This is a genomic window from Actinobacillus ureae ATCC 25976, from assembly GCF_000188255.1.
In the GTDB taxonomy this organism is placed as follows: domain Bacteria; phylum Pseudomonadota; class Gammaproteobacteria; order Enterobacterales; family Pasteurellaceae; genus Actinobacillus; species Actinobacillus ureae.
This window is the reverse complement of the sequence record NZ_GL831080.1, coordinates 1,611,138-1,633,201: the sequence shown is the minus strand read 5'-3', so window position 1 is coordinate 1,633,201 and position 22,064 is coordinate 1,611,138. Positions and strand designations below refer to the sequence as shown.

19 protein-coding genes, 1 tRNA gene and 3 pseudogenes are annotated in these 22,064 nt (G+C 38.8%); 17 read left to right on the top strand and 6 right to left on the bottom strand.

Translation table 11 applies throughout. The features are described 5' to 3' along the window. The 4 genes from HMPREF0027_RS12120 to HMPREF0027_RS07600 all read left to right on the top strand — a co-directional run. Positions 1-365: hypothetical protein (locus HMPREF0027_RS12120; protein ID WP_005623804.1), on the top strand; the 365-nt coding region annotated here is incomplete at its 5' end. Positions 366-1,004: 639 nt separating this feature from the next. Continuing rightward, positions 1,005-1,892: a DUF4230 domain-containing protein gene (locus HMPREF0027_RS07610; protein ID WP_005623802.1), complete on the top strand. Its 888-nt coding sequence runs from the start codon at positions 1,005-1,007 to the stop codon at positions 1,890-1,892. 267 nt (positions 1,893-2,159) lie between these two features. Next, complete coding sequence (metK, locus tag HMPREF0027_RS07605; RefSeq protein WP_005623800.1) at positions 2,160-3,311, top strand: methionine adenosyltransferase; 1,152 nt, start codon at positions 2,160-2,162, stop codon at positions 3,309-3,311. A 93-nt stretch (positions 3,312-3,404) separates the two neighbouring features. Then, a complete protein-coding gene (locus HMPREF0027_RS07600; RefSeq protein WP_005623798.1) occupies positions 3,405-4,157 on the top strand; it encodes a TatD family hydrolase in 753 nt (250 codons plus the stop codon). 87 nt (positions 4,158-4,244) lie between these two features. Here the strand turns inward: HMPREF0027_RS07600 and rep are convergent, their stop codons facing one another. Further along, a complete protein-coding gene (gene rep, locus HMPREF0027_RS07595; RefSeq protein WP_005623796.1) occupies positions 4,245-6,263 on the bottom strand; it encodes a DNA helicase Rep in 2,019 nt (672 codons plus the stop codon). 436 nt (positions 6,264-6,699) lie between these two features. Between rep and potA the strand changes: the two genes are divergently transcribed. From potA to HMPREF0027_RS07550, 9 genes are all read left to right on the top strand, one after another. Then, positions 6,700-7,815, top strand: a complete 1,116-nt coding sequence (gene potA, locus HMPREF0027_RS07590) for a spermidine/putrescine ABC transporter ATP-binding protein PotA (RefSeq protein ID WP_005623794.1) — start codon at positions 6,700-6,702, stop codon at positions 7,813-7,815. Then, positions 7,802-8,668, top strand: a complete 867-nt coding sequence (gene potB, locus HMPREF0027_RS07585) for a spermidine/putrescine ABC transporter permease PotB (protein ID WP_005623792.1) — start codon at positions 7,802-7,804, stop codon at positions 8,666-8,668. The genes potA and potB overlap by 14 nt, the downstream gene beginning before the upstream one ends. Further along, positions 8,668-9,435, top strand: coding sequence for a spermidine/putrescine ABC transporter permease PotC (potC, locus tag HMPREF0027_RS07580; protein ID WP_005623790.1), 768 nt, complete (start codon positions 8,668-8,670; stop codon positions 9,433-9,435). The genes potB and potC overlap by 1 nt, the downstream gene beginning before the upstream one ends. Before the next feature lie 141 nt (positions 9,436-9,576). Further along, positions 9,577-10,182: a Holliday junction branch migration protein RuvA gene (ruvA, locus tag HMPREF0027_RS07575; RefSeq protein WP_005623788.1), complete on the top strand. Its 606-nt coding sequence runs from the start codon at positions 9,577-9,579 to the stop codon at positions 10,180-10,182. 18 nt (positions 10,183-10,200) lie between these two features. Then, positions 10,201-11,205 carry a Holliday junction branch migration DNA helicase RuvB gene (gene ruvB, locus HMPREF0027_RS07570; protein ID WP_005600359.1) on the top strand — a complete coding sequence of 335 codons (1,005 nt, stop codon included), beginning with the start codon at positions 10,201-10,203 and terminating at the stop codon, positions 11,203-11,205. 149 nt (positions 11,206-11,354) lie between these two features. Beyond that, on the top strand, positions 11,355-12,278 hold the full coding sequence (gene oppB / locus HMPREF0027_RS07565) for an oligopeptide ABC transporter permease OppB (protein ID WP_005623781.1): 924 nt from the start codon (positions 11,355-11,357) through the stop codon (positions 12,276-12,278). 9 nt (positions 12,279-12,287) lie between these two features. Then, positions 12,288-13,202: an oligopeptide ABC transporter permease OppC gene (oppC, locus tag HMPREF0027_RS07560; protein WP_005623778.1), complete on the top strand. Its 915-nt coding sequence runs from the start codon at positions 12,288-12,290 to the stop codon at positions 13,200-13,202. A 15-nt stretch (positions 13,203-13,217) separates the two neighbouring features. Next, on the top strand, positions 13,218-14,816 hold the full coding sequence (locus tag HMPREF0027_RS07555; protein ID WP_005623775.1) for an ABC transporter ATP-binding protein: 1,599 nt from the start codon (positions 13,218-13,220) through the stop codon (positions 14,814-14,816). 334 nt (positions 14,817-15,150) lie between these two features. Continuing rightward, positions 15,151-15,558 carry a hypothetical protein gene (locus tag HMPREF0027_RS07550; protein ID WP_005623771.1) on the top strand — a complete coding sequence of 136 codons (408 nt, stop codon included), beginning with the start codon at positions 15,151-15,153 and terminating at the stop codon, positions 15,556-15,558. An 83-nt stretch (positions 15,559-15,641) separates the two neighbouring features. On the opposite strand, the gene HMPREF0027_RS12680 is transcribed toward HMPREF0027_RS07550, so the two are convergent. From HMPREF0027_RS12680 to HMPREF0027_RS07540, 3 genes and pseudogenes are all read right to left on the bottom strand, one after another. Further along, positions 15,642-17,078 carry an alpha-galactosidase gene (locus tag HMPREF0027_RS12680; protein ID WP_276324228.1) on the bottom strand — a complete coding sequence of 479 codons (1,437 nt, stop codon included), beginning with the start codon at positions 17,076-17,078 and terminating at the stop codon, positions 15,642-15,644. Positions 17,079-17,090: 12 nt separating this feature from the next. Next, a pseudogene (locus HMPREF0027_RS12675) lies at positions 17,091-17,780 on the bottom strand (glycoside hydrolase family 36 N-terminal domain-containing protein); the annotation flags it as partial. A 93-nt stretch (positions 17,781-17,873) separates the two neighbouring features. Next, positions 17,874-19,159 (bottom strand): annotated as a pseudogene (locus HMPREF0027_RS07540) (oligosaccharide MFS transporter). A gap of 209 nt (positions 19,160-19,368) precedes the next feature. Here HMPREF0027_RS07540 and HMPREF0027_RS12945 point away from each other — a divergent pair. Both HMPREF0027_RS12945 and HMPREF0027_RS12940 read left to right on the top strand, forming a co-directional pair. Then, positions 19,369-20,019: a LacI family DNA-binding transcriptional regulator gene (locus HMPREF0027_RS12945; protein ID WP_005623758.1), complete on the top strand. Its 651-nt coding sequence runs from the start codon at positions 19,369-19,371 to the stop codon at positions 20,017-20,019. A gap of 80 nt (positions 20,020-20,099) precedes the next feature. Beyond that, positions 20,100-20,363, top strand: coding sequence for a substrate-binding domain-containing protein (locus HMPREF0027_RS12940; RefSeq protein WP_005623756.1), 264 nt, complete (start codon positions 20,100-20,102; stop codon positions 20,361-20,363). A 72-nt stretch (positions 20,364-20,435) separates the two neighbouring features. Here HMPREF0027_RS12940 and HMPREF0027_RS07530 read toward each other — a convergent pair whose 3' ends face one another. Beyond that, entirely contained in the window at positions 20,436-21,026 is a 591-nt protein-coding gene (locus tag HMPREF0027_RS07530) for a YajG family lipoprotein (RefSeq protein WP_005623753.1), read from the bottom strand. A gap of 136 nt (positions 21,027-21,162) precedes the next feature. On the opposite strand from HMPREF0027_RS07530, the gene HMPREF0027_RS07525 reads away from it, so the two are divergent. Continuing rightward, complete coding sequence (locus tag HMPREF0027_RS07525) at positions 21,163-21,474, top strand: BolA family protein (protein ID WP_005623751.1); 312 nt, start codon at positions 21,163-21,165, stop codon at positions 21,472-21,474. A 130-nt stretch (positions 21,475-21,604) separates the two neighbouring features. After that, a tRNA-Ser gene (locus tag HMPREF0027_RS07520) sits at positions 21,605-21,694 on the top strand. Positions 21,695-21,886: 192 nt separating this feature from the next. Here HMPREF0027_RS07520 and HMPREF0027_RS11785 read toward each other — a convergent pair. Beyond that, a pseudogene (locus tag HMPREF0027_RS11785) lies at positions 21,887-22,064 on the bottom strand (IS3 family transposase); the annotation flags it as partial.

Genomic DNA, 22,064 nt, shown 5'->3' with positions numbered 1-22,064 from the left:
CCCCAAAATTTATGTTACCTATTATAGCAGCTGCTGTAGTTGTATCAGCATCAGTATTGAAAGCTATTGTTTCAAGCCAAGTTTCTCAAGGAATTTCTGAAGGTAGTAAAACTGCACAAACACAAATTCATAGCGGATTATCTCAGTTAATAAAAAGTACGGTTATCGGTATTTTAATAAATGTCGGTATTTTTATATCATCCTATTTCATTTCTTTATTCATTTCGAGGAAGTTTGCCATTCTCTTAATTTGTATACTTTGCGCAGAATCCTTACTCAAAACAACCTATAAACAAATTAAATTGATACCCGATTATCTCTTGTTTATTAAGTTACGTAGTTTTAAGAAATTTGTGACATATTGAGAATGAAATACAGAGAGAAGTAAGTAAAGAATTACGAAACAGTAACTTTGTTACACGTACTTTAAACAATTTATTCGGTAGCTCTGAGAGAGAAATTGTTTCTGATATTACACAACAATCTTTAATGGCAACATACCAAATGATTGTATTAAAAACGTTGATTACACTTATGATTCTTATCATTTACTTTGTAACATTCAGATTATTTGTGGTTCCAGTTTTGATTGAAGATTCAGTTAATTTAACATTAAATCCAATCAAGATTTTATGTTATCCATTTGCTTTCTTAATTGATTGTATTTTGGACACTGATTTTACCAATTTCATTATTTAATTAAATTTTCTTACCTAATTGGAGTTGTTTCTTATGTTAGATGTTAATGATTATCTAAAATACAAAAGATAATTACTCGGAAAATCAGTTTTGGGATAAAATTAAGGATAACTTAATTTCTATAGGGAGAGATCTTATAGAAAAAGCACTTGTTCTTTTTTATTCGGGAACGGATAGTAATACACCGATAATGGATAAAATGCTTATTTTTAGCGATTGATCTTGTTCCAGATGTTACTCCGGCTGTCGGTTATTCGGATGATCTCGCTGGGATTCTTGCCGTTTTAGCAAAAGTTTCAGATTCCGTGACAAAAGAACATACTCAACAAGCACAAGAGAAATTACAGCAGCTTTTTGATTCTACAGGTTCGGAAGAGGTTGAACAGCAACCCGAAGCTCAGGAAATAAATATTACAAAACACGAAACTGAAGCAAAAAATAATCAGAAATCAGGAAAAGAACCTTCTAATAAATCGGAAGAATCTCGAAAATCGGAGTCCGGTGGATTTCTATCAAATATAGAAAAAATGGTCGGTATTGCAAATGGTTCGGCAGATCTTATTCGTAAACTTATTATTTTAGGGATTTTTGCAGCAATTGCCTATTTCGGTTACGCTTTTTATCATAAGGATTCTCAGCCTGTTATCACTTCAACATTAATCAGCGAAAGAGTGAAGCATGTTAAGGAACTTACGACATTAAAATATCACTATAAAGATATTCTGATGATCGAGAAAAATAAAGAAACCGATTTTATTCCTTTTAACTATGCTCGTTTAATTGTGTATTATGAGGGTATGGCAGTTCTAGGCGTTGAATTGGATAATATTAAAGTGGATATTAGCGGTAATAAAATTATGATTTCCGGTTTAGGGAATGTAAAATTTATTGCTCATGACATTAATGATAATTCACTTAAAGTTTATGATGAAACGGCAAGAATCTTTACAAAAGATTGGGATATTAAAACATTTTCTGATTTAAAGGCTAAGCAACGTACTCAAATAGAACATGATATTATGAATGGAAGTTCTTTACCGGAAGAAGCTAGACAAACAGCTGAAAAAGCGATTGTAGAATTAATTGAATTAATTCCGAGAGTAAAAGGGAAGTATGATATTCAATTTGAAAAAGTTGAAATGCAGAAACCTACACAGCCTATAGCAAAACTTCAAGAACCTAAAAAATCTTAATGGCTAAAAAATAGTTGAAACTTAATGCTACTCGACTAAAGCGAGTAGCATTTTTTTTCGGATGAGTTATATGAAGACCTGATCAAAATTATAAATATTGCCAAATGGTTTGACACTCATCTAAAAAAGTCTATTATAGCCGTCTAGACGGAAAAACGGCTAATTAGAATTCGGTACGAGCGGTCGAAATTTGTAAGATTTTTGCAAAATTCGACCGCTTGTCTAGTGTATACAATGTTATAAATCAACGAATTAAAGGTAATAACAATGGCGATTAATTTATTTACTTCAGAATCAGTATCAGAAGGACATCCGGATAAAATTGCAGACCAAATCTCGGATGCGGTGTTAGATGAAATTTTAAAACAAGACCCGAAAGCGCGTGTGGCGTGTGAAACTTATGTAAAAACCGGTATGGCGTTAGTCGGCGGTGAAATCACCACTTCTGCATGGGTGGATATCGAAAACTTAACCCGTCAAGTGATCTGCGACATTGGCTATACTCATTCGGATATGGGCTTTGATGCGCATTCTTGTGCAGTATTAAATGCGATTGGTAAACAATCTCCGGATATTAACCAAGGTGTTGACCGTGCGGATCCGTTAGAGCAAGGCGCAGGCGACCAAGGTATTATGTTCGGTTATGCAACCAATGAAACCGATGTATTAATGCCGGCACCGATTACATACGCTCATCGTTTAATGGAACAACAAACGAAAGTACGTAAATCTGGCAAATTAGACTGGTTACGTCCGGATGCGAAAAGTCAATTAACGTTCGCTTATGAAAATAACAAAATCGTAGGGATTGATGCGGTGGTACTTTCAACCCAACACGCTGAACACGTTTCACAAAAAGATTTAGTGGAAGGTGTGATGGAAGAAATCATCAAGCCGGTATTACCAAGCGAATGGTTAAGCCAAAACACTAAATACTTCATTAACCCGACCGGTCGTTTCGTGATTGGCGGCCCGATGGGTGACTGTGGTTTAACCGGTCGTAAAATTATCGTAGATACTTACGGTGGTGCAGCTCGTCACGGTGGCGGTGCGTTCTCCGGTAAGGACCCGTCGAAAGTTGACCGTTCAGCAGCATATGCAGCACGTTATGTGGCGAAAAATATCGTAGCGGCAGGTTTAGCTGATCGTTGTGAAATCCAACTTTCTTATGCAATCGGTGTGGCGGATCCGACATCAATCATGGTGGAGACTTTCGGTACGGGTAAAGTTTCAAATGAAACGTTAGTGAAATTAATCTATCAAAACTTTGATTTACGTCCGTACGGTTTAATCAAAATGTTAGATTTAATCCGTCCAATCTACCGTGAAACAGCAGCTTATGGTCACTTTGGTCGTGAACACTTCCCATGGGAACAAACAGATAAAGCGGAAGCATTACGTGCAGGCGCAGGCTTATAATTAAGCGATAACAAGCGGTGTGATTTTGTAAAAATTTTGCAAAATTACACCACTTTTTTATTATTTATAAGTAGTGGGAAAGGGAGCTGCGGAATGTTCGATAGCCATATTCATTTAGACCAACTTGAAGCAAGCCAAATAGAACAGATAGTTAGCGATCCTTTACTGCAAGGCGTATTGGCGGTCAGTACCGATTTGGCGAGTGTGGAAACGTTATTAGCATTAAAACAAAAATTTCCGAAAATCCAAATTGCAGCAGGATTTCATCCTGAACAGCTATTAATTGATGATAAACAGCAACAAGCGTTATTTGATTGGATTGTAAAAAATCGAGCGAATTTGACCGCTATCGGTGAAGTAGGATTACCGCATTATCTAAAAAGGCAGAATCCTAAGCTAGATTATCGGTCCTATCTTGCCTTATTGGAACAATTTGTTGCGTTAAGCAAGCGGTTAAATTTACCGCTAAATTTGCATATCGTGCATGATGATGTGGCGATAATGCTGGATTTGCTGGAAAAATACCAAATTCAACACGCTCATTTCCATTGGTTTAAAACCGATGATGATTCGCTTGAATGTTTTCTTCGTACCCCTTATTTCGCTAGTGTTACACCGGATATTTTATGGAATCCGAAAACTCAAAAAATTGCCAAAAATTTACCGATTGATCGTTTGCTGATTGAAACTGACAGCCCGTGGCAACATGAAAGTTTAGAAAATGCGAGTATTTCACAGCAATTACAAGCAATATTGGCGCAATTAGCGAAATTAAGAGCTGAGCCAGAGAATATAATTCGAACACAAATTAGGCAGAATCATCAGCGGTTATATGGGGTAGTATAAGAAAATGGAATATTCGTGCAGTACAGAAAAACGGTGCAATTTTTGCAGAATTAGCAAAATTACGCCGCTTGTTATTTGAGGTAAATCTTACTTTTTATTCGCCTTTAGCATTGCCATTAGGTTGGCGATATTGGCTGAGGTTTTTTCGACTTTCTGTTCTTCGGTCATTTTCGGTTTTTCACTTTCCCAAACTAAATCGTCTTGTGGTAATTCAAGTAAGAAGCGGCTTGGCTCCGGTTTGATAATTTCACCGTACTGGCGGCGTTCTTTACAGAGTGAAAAGGTTAGCGTTTGTTGCGCTCGAGTAATGCCTACGTAAGCAAGACGGCGTTCTTCCTCGACATTATCCTCATCCAGACTGGTTTGATGCGGCAAAATGCCTTCTTCCATACCGACTAAGAAAACGTGCGGAAATTCCAAGCCTTTTGAAGCATGCAGCGTCATTAATTGCACTTGGTCCGCTTCATCATCGTCTTCACCACGTTCTAACATATCACGCAACGTCAGGCGGTTCACCACTTGCACCAACGTCATCGGCTCTTCGATTTCATCGCCTTCCAGTATACCTTGCACCCATTCAAACAACGTTTGCACGTTACGGCTTTGCATTTCAGCCGCTTTCGGCGAAGTAGCCGTTTCATACAAATAGGCTTCGTATTGAATTTTTGCCAATAAATCTTTTACCGCTTCAATCGGATCAGAACGTTCTGCTTGATCGGCAATTTCGACAATCCAACGGGCAAAATCTTGCAGTGCTTGATAGGGCTTGGGTGTCAGACGTTGAATCAATTCAAAATCGAAAATCGCTTCAAACAAGCTGACCTGTTTCTCATTGGCAAGTAAGCCCAATTTTTCCAGCGTTACCGCACCGATTTCCCGTTTTGGTGTATTAACAATACGCAAAAATGCCGCATCATCGTCTTGATTCACTACTAAACGCAAGTAAGCCATCATATCTTTAATTTCGGCACGGGCGAAAAATGACGTTCCCCCGGAAATTTTATAGGGGATACGGTTTTGCATCAGCAATTTTTCCAGCAAGCGAGACTGATGATTACCACGATATAAAATCGCATAATCTTTGTATTTGGTTTTGTTGGAAAAACGATGGGCGATTAATTCCCCAACAATACGTTCCGCTTCGTGTTCTTCATTTTTTGCTTCGATAACATTTAATTTTTCGCCTTCGCCTAAATTCGAAAATAAGCGTTTTTGGAAAATATGATCGTTGTTATCAATCAAGATATTAGCACAGTGCAAAATGCGTTGGCTGGAACGGTAATTTTGCTCCAGTTTAATCACTTTCAAATCAAAATCTTCACGCAAACGTTGCATATTTTCCGGCTTTGCGCCACGCCACGAATAGATCGATTGGTCATCATCACCTACAACCGTGAAATTTGCCTCATTGCCCACCAATAATTTGATCAGCTCATATTGGCTAGTATTGGTATCTTGGTATTCATCCACCAATAGATAACGGACTTTCTGCTGCCAACGGGTTTTCGCTTCCGGAAATTGGCGGAACAGCAATACCGGTAGCATAATCAAATCGTCAAAATCAAGCGCATTGTAAGCTTTTAACTGATTTTGGTAGAGCTGATAAAAATGCGAAAATACGCGTTCACGCTCATCTCGCAAACGTGTTAATACCATTTCGGGTGAAAGCAGATCGTTTTTCCAGTTGGAAATGGTGGAAATCAATGCTTTGAGTAAATCTTTATCTTCCGCCACATTTTCTGGTAACAAATGTTTGAGTAATGCGAGTTGATCGTGTTCATCAAACAACGTCATACCGGATTTGAAACCCAGTAATTTGTATTCACGTTTTAAAATTTCAAAACCGAGAGTGTGAAAGGTTGAAATGGTTAGCCCTTTGCTGTTTTCTTTACCGATAGAATGGGCAACACGCTCACGCATTTCACGAGCCGCTTTGTTGGTAAAGGTTACCGCGGCGATTTGTTTTGGCGAGTAACCGCAATGAGCTATCAGATGGGTGATTTTATTAATGATGACACGTGTTTTGCCCGAGCCGGCACCGGCTAACACAAGGCAAGCCCCTTTTACATATTCTACCGCTTGTTGTTGTTGATCATTTAATTTCATTTTATCTACTTTTTATTTACTTTATTTTCAGCCACTTTTTAAACTGCGATATTCTAGCCGAAAGACAACAAGCGGTCGAATTTCTTTAAAATTTTATTAAATCAGTAGACGAGTATCTAACGGGCAGTAAGAAAATTATTAGCAATAAGGCAGTGTTTTGTGCGTTAGTTAAACCTGTGAGCTGATAAATTGAAACCACAATATTTAGCGAAATTTTCCGAAGCAACCATTTGTAAAAAAATTTTAAAATTTGACCGCTTGTTAAACGGTTTTTGTCCAAAATAAATTCCTTAAAAATCAAATTTTTGCTTTTAAAATTGAGCTGTTCGCTATATCATTAACAGTTAGTTTTTAGCGTATAGTTACGCACACTCGCCCTGAAAATAATTCAGATTTTGCATTTTAATTTTATGCCCTAGGGGGAATACAAAAGTAGATGGAAAAGTTAGAACAAAAACCAATCATCGAACTACGCAATGTTACTAAAAGCTATGGTAGCAAAACGATTCTTAAAGATTTAAATTTAACCATTAATGATGGGGGATTTTTAACTATTTTAGGTCCTTCAGGCTGTGGTAAAACAACAGCATTACGTTTAATCGCAGGTTTTGAAGACTTGACTGAAGGTTCAATTATTCTTGATGGTCAAGATGTATCTAACGTTCCTGCTGAACAACGCCCTGTAAATACGGTTTTCCAAAGCTATGCGTTATTCCCGCATATGACGATTTTTGAAAACGTTGCTTTCGGTTTACGTATGCAAAAAGTGCCGAATGAGCAAATCAAACCTCGTGTAATGGAAGCATTACGTATGGTGCGTTTGGAAGATCGTGCGGAGCAAAAACCGGCTCAGCTTTCAGGTGGTCAGCAACAACGTATTGCCATCGCACGGGCGGTAGTGAATAAGCCGAAAGTATTGTTACTTGATGAATCACTTTCTGCGCTTGACTATAAACTGCGTAAAGAAATGCAGAATGAGTTAAAAGCATTACAACGCCAATTAGGTATTACCTTTATTTTCGTTACACACGATCAAGAAGAAGCGTTAACGATGTCTGATCGTATTATCGTAATGAACGGCGGTAAAATTGCGCAAGACGGTACGCCTCGTGAAATCTATGAAGAGCCGAGCAATTTATTCGTAGCTCGTTTTATCGGTGAAATCAACGTATTTGATGCAACCGTGATTGAACGTGTAGATGCTCGCAATGTTAAAGCGAATGTAGAAGGCCGTATTTGTAATATTAAAGTTGAAGATATGGATGTGACGCCAAATCAACAACTCAAAGTACTTTTACGTCCGGAAGATATCGTTATTGAAGAATTAGATGAAGACGAAAGCTCAAAAGCGATTATCGGTCATATTATCGATCGTAACTATAAAGGTATGACACTAGAGTCAAGCGTACAGTTAGATCATAACGGCATGAATGTATTAGTAAGCGAATTCTTCAATGAAGACGATCCGAATATCGATCACGAAGTTGGTCAAAAAGTGGCATTAACATGGCACGAAGGCTGGGAGGTTGTACTCAATAATGAAGATTGCTAGTAACAAATTCCAAGCTGGAACAGTTTCAGTTATCTTCGGTTGGTTGTTACTTTTTGTACTTGTACCGAACTTATTGGTTCTGTTAATCAGTTTTCTTACTGAAAATCGCCAAAGTGCATACTTTGTTGATTTCGTATTTAGTCTGGATGCATATAAACAGCTGTTCAATGATACTTATGCAACGGTATTGTGGAACTCATTTAAAATGTCTGCGATTGCAACGTTTTTCTGTTTAATTATCGGTTATCCATTTGCATTTATTATTGCGAAGATGCCGGTGAAATTGCGTCCGATTTTACTGTTTTTAGTCGTATTGCCATTTTGGACAAACTCACTGATTCGTATCTACGGCATTAAAATTTTCTTAGGTGTGAAGGGCGTATTAAACGAAGCATTATTGGCAATCGGCTTAATTGACGAGCCGCTTCGTTTATTAAACTCTGAATTGGCGATTATTATCGGTTTAGTGTATATCTTGTTACCGTTTATGATTTTACCGCTTTATTCTTCAATTGAGAAAATTGACGGTCGTTTATTAGAAGCGGCAAAAGATTTAGGTGCGAATGCGTTCCAACGTTTTGTACGAGTAACCATTCCGCTAACAATGCCGGGGATTGTAGCAGGTTGTTTATTAGTATTATTACCAGCAATGGGAATGTTCTATGTTGCCGACTTATTAGGAGGCGGTAAAACACCATTAATCGGTAACATTATTAAGAGCTTATTCTTAAATACCAACCAGTTCGCATTAGGTTCGGCAGTAAGTATTGCGCTTACCGTGTTAATGGCATTAATGTTATATGTTTATTACCGTGCCAATAAATTATTAAATAAAAAGGTGGAACTTGAATAATGAAAAAGACATTAAGAAACTTTTTTATGTTCGTGGTGTTTGCCTACCTTTATATTCCGATTATTATTTTGGTAGTAAACTCATTTAATGCAGACCGTTACGGTTTACAATGGAAAGGGTTCAGTTGTAACTGGTATGAGCGTTTATTTGCAAACGATACGTTGGTTCACGCAACTATGAATTCATTGACGATTGCATTTTTTGCCGCAACGTTTTCAACTATTTTAGGTGCGTTAACTTCGATTGCGCTATACCGCTATAAATTCCGTGGTAAGCAAATGGTCGGCGGTTTGCTGTTTATCGTCATGATGTCACCGGATATCGTAATGGCTGTTTCACTATTAGTGCTATTTATGATTTTAGGTGTGCAACTTGGTTTTATTTCGTTATTAATTGCGCATATTACTTTCTGTTTGCCTTATGTCGTAATTACCATTTCGTCGCGTTTAAGCGATTTTGACGGTAAGATGCTGGAAGCTGCGAAGGATTTAGGCGCAAGTGAAGTAACGATTTTACGTAAAATTATTTTACCGCTGGCATTACCATCGATTATTTCCGGTTGGTTATTAAGCTTTACCATTTCGTTAGATGACGTAGTGGTTTCATCATTCGTTACCAGCCCAAGCTATGAAGTATTACCGTTAAAAATCTTCTCGCTGGTGAAAACGGGGGTGACGCCGGAAGTCAATGCATTAGCAACGATTATGATTATTTTCTCATTAACATTGGTATTTTTAAGCCAATTAGTGGTAAGAAAAAAAGCGTAATTTAATTTGATTAAAAATGGCTCGCTGATTAGCGGGCTATTTTTTTGCAAAAAATTAGCCGAAATAGACCGCTTGTCGGCCTGTTATTCTATACAGTTTTCTGTTATGCTAAGGCAAATTTTTTAGCTTGGAATAAAATCAATGATCGGAAGATTACACGGTAAAATTATTGAAAAACAACCGCCTGAAATGGTAATTGATGTTCAAGGTGTCGGATATGAAGTGCTATTGCCGATGACGAGCTTTTACAGCTTGCCACAAGTAGGTGAAGAAGCTACTATTTTTACGCATTTAGTGGTACGTGAAGATGCGCATTTATTATTTGGTTTTGCACAAAAGCAAGACAGAACTTTATTTCGTGAATTGATTAAAACCAACGGAGTAGGGCCTAAATTAGCACTTGCGATTTTATCGGCGATGTCGGTTTCACAATTTGCGAATGCGGTTGAAAATGAAGAACTTGCCAAATTAACTAAAATTCCGAGCATTGGGCGTAAAACTGCCGAGCGTTTATTAGTGGAGCTTAAAGGCAAATTTAAAGGAGTGGCACAAAGCGATTTCTTTGAAGAGCATTCGGTTGAAATGATTGTTGCAACACATTCGCATGATCCGGCAGATGAAGCCCAAGATGCTTTAGTAGCGTTAGGCTATAAACTTGCTGATGCCGATAAAATGATTAAGAAAGTGAATAAAGCGGGTGCGACCAGCGAACAATTAATTCGTGAAGCATTAAAAGCCTCTCTTTAAAAAGTAAAAATACCTTAAATGATTGAAGCAGATAGAATAATTAGTGCCTCGCCGAAGCGTGAGGAAGAAGTCATCGATCGTGCAATTCGCCCTAAATTATTGGCGGATTATGTCGGTCAGCCGTCTGTACGAGAGCAGATGGAGATTTTTATTAAAGCAGCAAAATTGCGTGATGAGGCGTTAGATCACTTATTGATTTTCGGTCCGCCGGGGTTGGGTAAAACCACCTTAGCTAATATTGTTGCCAACGAAATGGGCGTTAATATTCGCACGACTTCCGGGCCGGTACTGGAGAAAGCCGGTGATCTAGCGGCAATGTTGACCAATTTAGAGCCTTATGACGTATTATTTATTGATGAGATCCACCGCTTATCACCGGCAATTGAAGAAGTGCTTTATCCGGCAATGGAAGATTATCAGTTGGATATTATGATCGGCGAAGGGCCGGCAGCACGTTCGATTAAGCTGGATTTACCGCCGTTTACCTTAGTGGGAGCAACCACTCGTGCCGGTTCACTGACTTCTCCATTACGTGACCGTTTTGGTATTGTGCAACGTTTAGAGTTTTACTCGGTAGATGATTTAACTTCAATCGTAAAACGTAGTGCTGATTGCTTAAACTTAAATTTATCACCGGACGGTGCTTATGAAGTGGCTCGCCGTTCACGAGGTACACCTCGAATTGCTAACCGTTTATTACGTCGTGTGCGAGATTATGCCGATGTGCGTAATAATGGTGTGATTACTTCCGATATCGCCAAACAAGCGTTGGCGATGCTTGATGTGGATTCCGAAGGCTTTGACTTTATGGACATCAAATTACTGCAAGCGATTGTCGAACGTTTTGACGGAGGTCCGGTCGGTTTAGATAACTTAGCTGCAGCAATTGGTGAGGAGCGAGATACGATTGAAGACGTACTTGAACCTTATTTGATTCAGCAGGGCTTTTTGCAACGAACGCCGCGAGGACGTATTGCTACCAGCCGAACTTATGCACATTTAGGTATCGCTAAGCTTGATTAAATTTAGACAGGCGGTCGAATTTCACCAATTTTTTGCAATTTTTTCGGAAAATTTGACCGCTTGTTGTTTATTTGTGCTTCATCTGTATTTACAAAATGTACTATTTCAGTTATTAATTAGCTATTCTTAATTAAAAGGGAGGATTGCTAATGCTGAAATTTATTATTAGGCGCATATTGGAAGCCATTCCAACACTTTTCATTCTAATTACCTTCTCATTCTTTCTTATGCGGCTTGCTCCGGGGAGTCCGTTTACCTCTGAAAAAGCTTACCCGCCTGAAGTGATGGCAAATATTGAAGCGAAATATCATCTTAATGAACCGCTTTATAAACAATATTTTATCTATATGGATAATCTTGCCCATGGCGATTTTGGCCCTTCTTTTAAATATAAAGATCAATCGGTTAATGATTTAATTGCCTCAGCTTTTCCCGTTTCAATTAAATTAGGTGTAGTCGCATTTATTTTTGCAGTAATTATCGGTTTAACTGCCGGTATTGTAGCGGCATTAAAGCAAAATAGTAAATGGGATTACATCGTGATGGGATTTGCCATGACCGGGGTAATTATGCCGAGTTTCGTATTTGCGCCGCTGCTGGTTTTATTTTTTGCGATTCACTTAAAATGGCTTCCGGCAGGTGGCTGGAACGGCGGTCAACTCTATTATATGGTGTTACCTGTACTTTCTCTTACCATTGGTTATGTTGCCGGACTTGCCCGTATTACTCGTGGTTCAATGATAGAAATTCTCCATTCAAATTATATTCGTACGGCAAAAGCCAAAGGTGTGCCAATGCGGAAAATCATTTTTAAACACGCCTTAAAACCTGCATTAATACCTGTTATTACTTATCTTGCTCCTGCTTTTGTCGGTATTATCACCGGCTCAATGGTAATTGAAAGTGTCTTTGGCTTACCGGGATTAGGCCAGCTATTTGTCAACGGTGCTTTAAATCGAGACTATTCTTTAGTGTTGAGCTTAACCGTATTGGTTGGCACGTTAACTATTTTATTTAATGCGATCGTAGATATTTTATATGCTGTGATTGACCCGAAAATTCGTTATAGCTAGGAAGGAAATATGCAAATAGATAAAAACCAAAACTTTTCGGAAAATCTCGCTTCAGCTAATACAGCAATGGTGTTGGAAGGACGCAGCTTATGGCAAGATGCCCGTCGTCGTTTTTTTCGTAATAAAGCGGCAGTTGCCAGCTTATTTATGTTGTTGTTAATCGTATTATTTATCACTTTTGTGCCGATGTTAATGCCGTTTAGTTACGAGGATACTGATTGGAATATGATGAGTGCCGCACCGGATTTTGAATCCTTGCATTATTTTGGTACAGACGCTTCAGGGCGAGATCTGATGGTGCGTGTCGCTATGGGCGGTAGAATATCGTTGATGGTCGGCATTGCCGGCGCTTTGGTGGCTGTAATTATTGGTACTATTTACGGCGCTATTTCAGGTTATGTAGGCGGCAAAGTAGATAGCGTAATGATGCGCTTTCTTGAAATTTTAAGCTCATTTCCGTTTATGTTCTTTGTCATTTTATTGGTGACTTTATTTGGGCAAAATATTTTCTTAATTTTTGTCGCAATCGGTATGATTGCTTGGCTAGGGCTAGCTCGTATCGTACGAGGGCAAACATTAGCACTTAAAAATAAAGAATTTATTGAAGCGGCAATTGTGTGTGGTGTTTCTCGCCGTCAGATTATTTGGCGTCACATTATTCCGAATGTACTTGGCTTAGTGGTGGTGTACGCTTCGCTGGAAGTGCCTTCACTGATTTTATTCGAATCATTTTTAAGTTTCTTAGGGCTGGGTACTCAAGAACCAATGAGCAGTTGGGGCTCGTTACTAAGCGATGGAGCCGCTCAGATGGAAACTTCTCCTTGGTTGCTCGGATTTCCGGCTTTTTTTCTTTGCTTAACGTTATTTTGTTTCAATTTTATTGGCGATGGTCTGCGTGATGCATTAGATCCAAAAGATAAATAAAAACAGGAGTGAAGGATGAAATTATTAGAAGTTAAAAATTTAGACGTATATTTAAAAGCGGAAGATCGTTTTTCACATACGGTGCGTTCCGTGTCTTTTTCGCTGGAAAAAGGGCAGACTCTTGCCATTGTCGGTGAGTCCGGTTCCGGTAAATCAGTCACTTCGATGTCAATTATGCAATTATTGCCGAAAAATATAGTGCAATATGGCAAACATTCCCAAATTATATTTGAAGATAAGGATATTTTGACGCTTACGGAAACCGAAATGGAAGCAATACGAGGCGATCGTATCGGGATGATTTTCCAAGAGCCGATGACCTCTTTAAATCCCTATATGCCGATTGGCGAACAAGTTGCAGAAGCAGTGACGACACATACACCTAATATGACCAAACAAGAGGCGGAAGCGTTGACCTTAGCGGCATTACAGAAAGTAAAAATTCCAAATGCGGAAAAGAAATTAAAGTGTTACCCGCATGAGTTTTCCGGTGGGCAGCTACAACGCATTATGATTGCGATGGCAATCATTAATAAACCGGATTTATTGATTGCCGATGAGCCGACTACCGCATTGGATGTTACGACACAGGCGGAAATTTTAGATTTAATGCTGGAATTACAAGCTGAAATGGGCATGGCGATTATCCTCGTTTCGCACGACCTGCGTTTAGTGCAAAAATACAGTGATGACGTTTGTGTAATGAAATCCGGCGAAATTGTGGAGCGTGGTAAAACCGCAGCTGTATTTACACAACCAAAGCACCCTTATACGATGGAGCTTTTAACGCCTATTCCGAGCCATTTCAAAAGTACGCAAAGTGAACCGGCGAAATTGTTGATTAATGCAAAAAATATCGAAGTCGATTATGTACTACAGCGTTCTTTTTGGGGAAAACCGAAGAAAGTGTTTAATGCGGTAAAAGATATTTCGTTCCAGCTAAATATGGGAGAAACGCTTGGCATTGTCGGTGAATCCGGATCGGGAAAATCTACATTAGGGCGAGCAATCATGCAAATTCTGGACTATCAGGGCAAAGTTGAATTTGATGGTCAAGCGATTTCTGCCTTATCAAAAAGTGATCGCCAATCTTTAAAACGAAATATGCAAATGGTGTTCCAAGATCCGTTTAATTCTCTTTCTCCACGCTTAACAGTAGGTGAAATTATCGGAGAAGGGTTAGCGGTTCATTATCCGCAGATGACGAAAGCGGAACGCAGAGAAAAAGTACAAAAAATGTTAGAAGAGGTGAATTTAAGCCCTGCGATGATCAATCGTTATCCTCATGAGTTTTCGGGGGGACAGCGACAACGCATCGCCATTGCTCGTGCAATTATTTTAGAACCTAAATTCGTGTTATTAGACGAACCGACTTCCGCACTGGATCGTTCTACACAGTTAACCGTAATCGAATTACTTAATCGTTTACAACAAAAATATGGTTTAAGTTATCTATTTATCAGCCATGATCTTGCGGTAGTTCGAGCGCTAAGTGACAAAGTAATCGTAATGAGTAAAGGTGAAATAGTGGAAAACGGCAGCGCACAGCAAATTTTTGAACAACCCAAACATGCTTACACGCAACGTTTAATCGAAGCTTCTCATTTAGCCTAACGCAGTTACTGCTGGGATAGTGAGATAATACAAGCGGTTAAATTTCCTGAAAAGTTTGCAAAAAACTCAGAGAATTTAACCGCTTGTTTCCATAACTTTCTTCTTATTATTATAATCATTTTTCCTTAGCTCTCTTTCATATCCTCTATCCTCTCCTTCGTATATAAACCTTTTAGCGAAAAATACTTAGGATATTTCCCTAAAAAATTTAATATGATAGGCGTCACAAATCTTAAATTAATCTTTTTAAATTGTAAGTTATATACTAAGAAAACTCTTGTTATTTACTATCGTACTTTGCAGCAGCTGTTCTTATGTTGATAAATGGCTACTTATGGCTAAGAACCCTGATGTCTATTTTTATTCAGTAATTGATATTGTAAATGCCGAAATTGAAATCGAGCGTTCCGGTATACAGAAAATATATGATCAAATTAATACAAAAGGGTATATCCCATCCTATATAGATGTTACTCCAAAAGAATCAGATAAGTACGGAACGGTAAAAAGAGGCCTATTAACACCAGAACAATTTCGATATTATGTTCCACATGTTATAAATAATTTAAAGCAGACAAAATTTTATACCCAATTTGATAGTAAAAAGGTCACCTTAGAGAAATATGATTTTCCTCCATTTTCTTATGGCTATCTTTGGGTATTAAAAACGATTGAAACCAAAGGAGATGATGTGAAACTACCTTATATTGATGATAATAAAGCGCATATTCTTATTCGATAATTTCGTTGATTAAATAACAAACGGTTACATTCTCTGAAATTTTTGCAAAAAACTCAGAGAATTTAACCGCTTGTTTATAATGTTTAAGCGATACGGGTAAATTTCAATAGCATTGCGGAAGCAGGGTCAATAATTGGTAAGCCTAAACCGACTTTTGCCAACCACTCGCTATTAATGATAACTTTTTCGCCGTTTAATGCTTTTACCATCCATTCCGGTAATTGTTTCATCAAGTGACCGAATTTTCCTTCGGCAAAGTTACGTGGTAAATCTAGAATTTCTACTTGATAATTACCTTCTTTGAGATACGGAACACGGAGTGATTCCTGACGCAAGTAATCGAGCATTGCAAGTTGGCTGATTAAAACCACCGCTTGTGAGCTGTCTTGTGCTACAACACCGTTAACTAAACAATCCGGATCTTGGCAGTCTAGACGGAATGCCGTGCCGCTATGTAATAGTTCTCGTAAGGATTTATGTAACGCAATATATTTAGCAAAATTTTTACGTTCTTCCTCACCTTCTTTTACCGGATCTAATTCCACGCCCATATGACCGAATAGCGCAGTTAAACCACGGAAATTCGCATCTAATTTACGGTATGTGGTGTGGCAATGGAAGCCGCCAATATGCGCCCCCATAATTTCAGGTGGATAGAAGTAACTAAAACCAAGTTGGATTGTTTGGCGTTCGAGCGCATCGTTATCATCTAATGTCCAAAAACGTTGTGAACGTTTTAATACCTCGTAATCGATACGACCGCCGCCGGAAGAGCAAGTTTCAAATTCAACATTCGGATATTTTTCACAAAGCACATCGCACAAGCGATAGAAGGCTTCGGTTTGTTTGGTTACCGCGGCTTTGCCTTGGTGATCGCCTTGTACGATACGGCGGTTCATATCCCATTTTACATAGTCAATATTGTGATTGCCGAGTAACCAATCCATTCGTTCCACTAAATAATCGAAAACTTCCGGATTGCAAAGGTCGAGCACAAATTGGTTACGTTCAGCAGGTTGATCGTAACCCTCAACCGCTAATAACCAATCAGGGTGTTGTTGGTAAAGTTTAGTCGGTTTGTTGATCATTTCTAACTCAACCCAAATCCCGAATTGCATACCGAGATCTTTTACCGCTTTAACCACCGGTGTTAAACCGTTTGGATATTTGCGCTCGTCTAAATACCAGTCGCCCAAACCGCCGAAATCATCATCACGTCCAATAAACCAACCGTCATCAATAATAAAACGTTCTACGCCCATTTCTGCGGCAGCTTTCGCCATGGCGATAATGTGTTCCGGTTTGTGATCAAAATAAACGCCTTCCCAAATATTGAGGTGTACCGGACGTGTTTTACCTTGTGGGAAATGCAGAATATTTTCACGCACATATTGGTGGAATTGCTGGCTCATACCGTTTAAGCCTTGATTCGAAGCGGTTGTATAAACCCAAGGTGTGGCGATTTCTTCATTTTGTGCTAATGCGATTTCGCCTCGGAAATAAAGCGCTTCTAATTGCACGGTACGTCTGCCTCGAATATCGATATCGGCACGAATGCGGTGATTTCCGCTCCACGCCAAATGGAAGCCCCATACATCGCCTTTTTGTTCTTTGTAGCCTTCTTCGCCGACAATCAAAATCGGCGGGTATTCGTGTGATGTTCTGCCAGCACGGTTTTATTGAATAAAGCCACCGTGTTTGAGATTTTGGCGATTCGGTTGAAATTCTCGTACCCAACGACCATAAAATGTACAGACTTCATCAGCAAATTCAGGAAGAGGAAGTGTCACAGCAAGACGTTCAACATTATAGGTTCCTGCTTTTAAATTATGCAATATGTTACGTGTTTTAAGCACAGAAGTGGTTTTATCTAATACAAACTCACTGCTAAATTCCAAGCCGGCAACTTCATCAATTTGGCGGATGATCAAGCGGTCATTTTGTTGTTCAATTTTACTTAATTTGAACACCGGCATTGAGTCTAAACCGTTGCGATGGCCTTCAACCGAAGACAACTCAAAATAGCCACGTCCGTTTTCCGCTGCAAGTGAAACCGGCACGTCAATATCCAAACCGCCGTTTGTTACACCTGAATAGCTGAGCCAAGCATTAGTCGGTTCAAATTGTGCTAATTTTTCGCCCCAATAGAGAATTTGAGGATTATCTGAAGCATTAATAATCAGATCGTTTTGGTTGCTGGATAAGCGAATGATGTTGTTCATAGTAAATTCCTTATTTGCAAAATTTGAGAGGCATTTATTTACTGCTATTGGCAAAGCCAACGTTTAAAAAGCTTTGCTTTTTGTGGCCGCTTGTTAAGCGCCTCTGGTATTGCGTTTGTGTAATTGATAACGTTCTTGCATATTCATTTTGCCAGTTAAGGTGAAAATGGAGAAAAGAGTAAAGCCTAATGCCACACAGCCTAAAATAAAGTAAATATCTTGATAGCCGAATTTGTCATACCAACTGCCAACAACAGAAGAGGCAAGCATATTACCGACTTATTTGATGAATTGGCAGGCGACCATATAGATAGTGGCAGAGAAGTGAACTTCGAACACGTTACCAATATATTTGAATAAGCCAACAAGATAGAAGGGCACTTCAAACATATGTAAGGTTTTGAGTACTACAACGTGCCATGCTTCCGTTGCGTATGAAGAACCGATAATACGAATCGTCATAATAAAACCGGCAACTAATAAGGCATTTTTGCACCCATACGGTTGATCACAAGTGGTACGAAGAACATGATTGCCGCATTTAAAAATTCGCCCATGGTGGTTACATAACCGAACATCTCAATCCCTTCTTCTTTAGAATCGAAGAACGTATTAAAGAAATTACCGAATTGTTGGTCGAAAATATCATAGGTACAAGCAACACCGACAACATAGGCAAGTAATGCCCAGAAGCGAGGAAGCTTAAAGAGTTTGAACGCTTGTTTAAGGCTTACCGGGTTTGTGTTTGCCCCAAGTTGTGCCATTACAGAAGCGGTCGAATTTTGCTCCGGTTTTGCAAGTGCCACTAACACGAGTAATACGACAGCACCGGCTGAACCGAGCCAGAATACGGAATCCGGATCTTTACTATATAAAATCCCTGCAATCGAAGCACAGATCCCCCAACCCATCATACCGAACATACGTGCACGTCCGTATTCAAAGTTACTTTGGCGACTAACACGCTCTACATAAGCTTCGGATGCGCCGGCACCACCGGAGAATACGAATCCCATATAAATACCGCCAACGATAGCGCCCATCCAAATATTGGTTTTAAGCATCGGAGCGAAGATATAAATAAAGAATGGTGCATAGAAGAGAAGGGCAATCGCAACTACCCAAAGCATATGTTTTTTGACACCGAGTTTGTCGGCCACATAGCCGAAAATCGGTTGGAAACAGAGAGCAAAGAATGACATTGCAGCGAATACGATACCTCGTTCTTCACCGGTTAATCCGTTTATGTCACCTAGCCAAATCCCTAAGAATGGATAGCAGGTTGCCATAATAAAGAAATAGGTAAAGAAGTAACCGCTGAATACGAAATAATTACGGTTTCCCCTATAATAAGCTTTATTTTGTGATTGTGCTTGCATAATAAAACACCTTCTATTGTTGATTTGATATGCAAAATGTTAACGTTAACATTTTAAATTTGTGAGCAAGATCACAGTTATTTTTGAATAATTCTTTAGGGAGAATTGATCCTTTAAAAGATACGGGGTAAAGTGAATAGTGATCGATAAATCAATTTTAATTACCAATTTCTCTTTTTTGTTTATTTATTTTAATTATTAAGATTCTTATGGCTTCCCTAAAAGATGTGGCAAGGTTGGCTGGGGTATCGTTAATGACGGTTTCCAGAGCGATTAATAACCCCGAACAACTTTCTGAAAAAACACGTAAAGCAGTACAAGATGCAATTGAACAATTAAATTATGTTCCGAATATTGCTGCGCAGAAAATTCGTGGTGTGAGTGAAAATACAATAGGTGTTTTATCGTTTAGCACCGCAACAACACCATTTTCGGTCGAAATTTTACTTGCGATTGAAAAAACCGTACGTCAGTACGGTTGGAATTCGTTTGTAATCAATACCTTTGAAGATGATGAACAAGATGTTGAAGAAGCCGTTGAGTTATTGCTTTCTCATCGCCTGACTGCCATTATCATTACCCGTCACGGGCTAAAAAAAATAAAGATTCCAAAACGTTTAGCATCATTATCGATTGTGCTGGCAAATTGCGTAACGGATGATTTGCAAGTCGCGAGCTATATTCCAAATGATTTTCAAGGACAAGCGGATGTGACGCATTTATTGCTAGAGAAAGGTTATAAGAAACCGCTTTGTTTATATATTCCACATAATGCAATTGCCGCCAAAGAACGTCAGAAGGGCTTTCAAGCAGTCTGGTTTTCACAAAAAATGCAAATGTACCGACCGAATTTTTTATGAATGAAAGCGATGATTATTTAGAAGGTGCGGATCGCTTAAAAGAGATTTTAGCTTCTGATTCCTAGCATTTTGATTATGATGTGATTGTATGCGGAAATGACCGTATTGCAATGCTTGCCTATCAGTTATTACTCGTGCGTGGATTACGTATTTCGCAATATGTTGCAGTTGTCGGCTATGACAATATGGTCGGAGTGGCTCATTTGTTTTTACCAGCGCTCACCACAGTGCAATTGCCTCACTACCAGATGGGAGAACAAGCGGCACTGCACTTAATCGAAGGGCGAAAAACCAATAAAGTTCAGCCGATTGATTGCCCGCTCATTGTGAGAGAATCGTGCTAATATAAAAAAATCAGAGGTCGGATTTTGCAAAAAATAGTGAAATCCGACCGCTTGTTATTTGAATAAAATCAATTATTTAAATTGGTGAATTGCGTTAGCAATTTCGTTATCGTTGTAGATTGCTTTGATCACATCATCATACGCTTGGCCGAGTACTTTTTTGATATCATCGTTATCTGTAGTAAGTGCCGCACCTTCATAGCCACGTGTTGCATTAAAGTTTTTGCTAAAGTTGCCTTTTGTACCTTGTACCGTGACTTCTACACCCACTTCTGCATTCACTTTATACAATAAATTACCTTGTTCTACCGTAGCAAAGAATTTGCGAACGTTTACGATAACATTGGCATTCGCTGCCCCTTGTACCAATTGGAAGCCTTTTGCATTTAAGTCTTGTTGCATGGCTTGTTGGAACATTAAGCCAACTTCCGAGCTTGAAGTTAAACGAGTCACTTGGCCGTTTTTAGTATAGCTTGCCACTTCACGAGAAGTACGTAAATCTTGTGTCATCACACTCACAGCAGCAGTTTGGTTGTTAGTGTTAAATGTTGCCGTAGGACTAGGCGTAGTGAAATTTAACACGCTTGATTGAGATTGGCAGCCAGCAAGTACCGCTGTTGTAAGTGTAGTGACGAGGAGTAATGCTTTTTTAGATAATGTCATAAGAAATCCTTTTAATTGATAATTGCTATTTGATAATGGATAATGAAATAAAGGTATTTATTAGGCAATTTACCTACAAATAAGTTTTTTAATTATCCATTATCAAATACTAATTAGCAATTCATAAGGAATAAAAATGTCGGTTGAACAAACGATTCAGCAAAAATTAACGGAACAATTTTCACCACAATTCTTACAAATTGAAAATGAAAGCTATATGCACAGCTCCGGTCGTGGAGCAGAGTCTCATTTTAAAGTGACATTAGTATCGGAAAACTTTGCTGCACAACGAGTCGTTGCTCGTCATCGAGCGGTTTATAACTGCTTAGCGTATGAATTGGAGAATGGCGTACATGCATTAGCTTTACACCTTTTTACGCCACAAGAATGGGCGGAAGCGAATGGTATGGTACCTAAATCACCAAATTGTTTAGGTGTAGGGCAATAAGTATAAAATAAGCATAATTCGGAATTGGCAATTATTTCATTTCATGAATAAAATACTTGATTAGAGTGTGAAAAATCGGTATAGTTCCCTATATCTTTCAAATGTACTTTTTTGTGCATTTTAGTGAATCGGTGAGATGTCCGAGTGGTTGAAGGAGCACGCCTGGAAAGCGTGTATATGCGAAAGTGTATCGGGGGTTCGAATCCCCCTCTCACCGCCATTGCTAATGCGAAAGATTCCTTACTGTTTTCATAGATATTTCCTTGGTTAAGTTAAAGTAAGTAATAATTACTTTTTTCCTTATTTAGGTTCAATCCCCTAACGAAAGTTGTGGGGATTTTTTTATAGGTATTTTACTTAACCTAAAGCAAAAGCCCGCCGATAATGATCTGCCCCCAAAAAGTTAGACTGTTTAATTTAAGGACCGAGTTCTGTATTGTACAGGGCTCAGTCCTTTTAATTTCACTTGAATACGCTCATTGTTGTAATAATGAATGTACTCGTGAATTACTTTCTCAAGTTGTTCGAAAGTTTCAAATCGCTTACCAAAGTAACATTCCGTTTCAATCGCCCAAAGAAACTTTCCATTA

Bases quoted from the DNA above. Each gene is read 5' to 3' on its own strand.
- metK (WP_005623800.1), top strand. From the start codon at position 2,160: ATGGCGATTAATTTATTTACTTCAGAATCAGTATCAGAAGGACATCCG.
- HMPREF0027_RS07600 (WP_005623798.1), top strand. From the start codon at position 3,405: ATGTTCGATAGCCATATTCATTTAGACCAACTTGAAGCAAGCCAAATA.
- rep (WP_005623796.1), bottom strand. From the start codon at position 6,263: ATGAAATTAAATGATCAACAACAACAAGCGGTAGAATATGTAAAAGGG.
- potA (WP_005623794.1), top strand. From the start codon at position 6,700: ATGGAAAAGTTAGAACAAAAACCAATCATCGAACTACGCAATGTTACT.
- potB (WP_005623792.1), top strand. From the start codon at position 7,802: ATGAAGATTGCTAGTAACAAATTCCAAGCTGGAACAGTTTCAGTTATC.
- potC (WP_005623790.1), top strand. From the start codon at position 8,668: ATGAAAAAGACATTAAGAAACTTTTTTATGTTCGTGGTGTTTGCCTAC.
- ruvA (WP_005623788.1), top strand. From the start codon at position 9,577: ATGATCGGAAGATTACACGGTAAAATTATTGAAAAACAACCGCCTGAA.
- ruvB (WP_005600359.1), top strand. From the start codon at position 10,201: ATGATTGAAGCAGATAGAATAATTAGTGCCTCGCCGAAGCGTGAGGAA.
- oppB (WP_005623781.1), top strand. From the start codon at position 11,355: ATGCTGAAATTTATTATTAGGCGCATATTGGAAGCCATTCCAACACTT.
- oppC (WP_005623778.1), top strand. From the start codon at position 12,288: ATGCAAATAGATAAAAACCAAAACTTTTCGGAAAATCTCGCTTCAGCT.
- HMPREF0027_RS07555 (WP_005623775.1), top strand. From the start codon at position 13,218: ATGAAATTATTAGAAGTTAAAAATTTAGACGTATATTTAAAAGCGGAA.
- HMPREF0027_RS07550 (WP_005623771.1), top strand. From the start codon at position 15,151: ATGGCTAAGAACCCTGATGTCTATTTTTATTCAGTAATTGATATTGTA.
- HMPREF0027_RS12945 (WP_005623758.1), top strand. From the start codon at position 19,369: ATGGCTTCCCTAAAAGATGTGGCAAGGTTGGCTGGGGTATCGTTAATG.
- HMPREF0027_RS07530 (WP_005623753.1), bottom strand. From the start codon at position 21,026: ATGACATTATCTAAAAAAGCATTACTCCTCGTCACTACACTTACAACA.
- HMPREF0027_RS07525 (WP_005623751.1), top strand. From the start codon at position 21,163: ATGTCGGTTGAACAAACGATTCAGCAAAAATTAACGGAACAATTTTCA.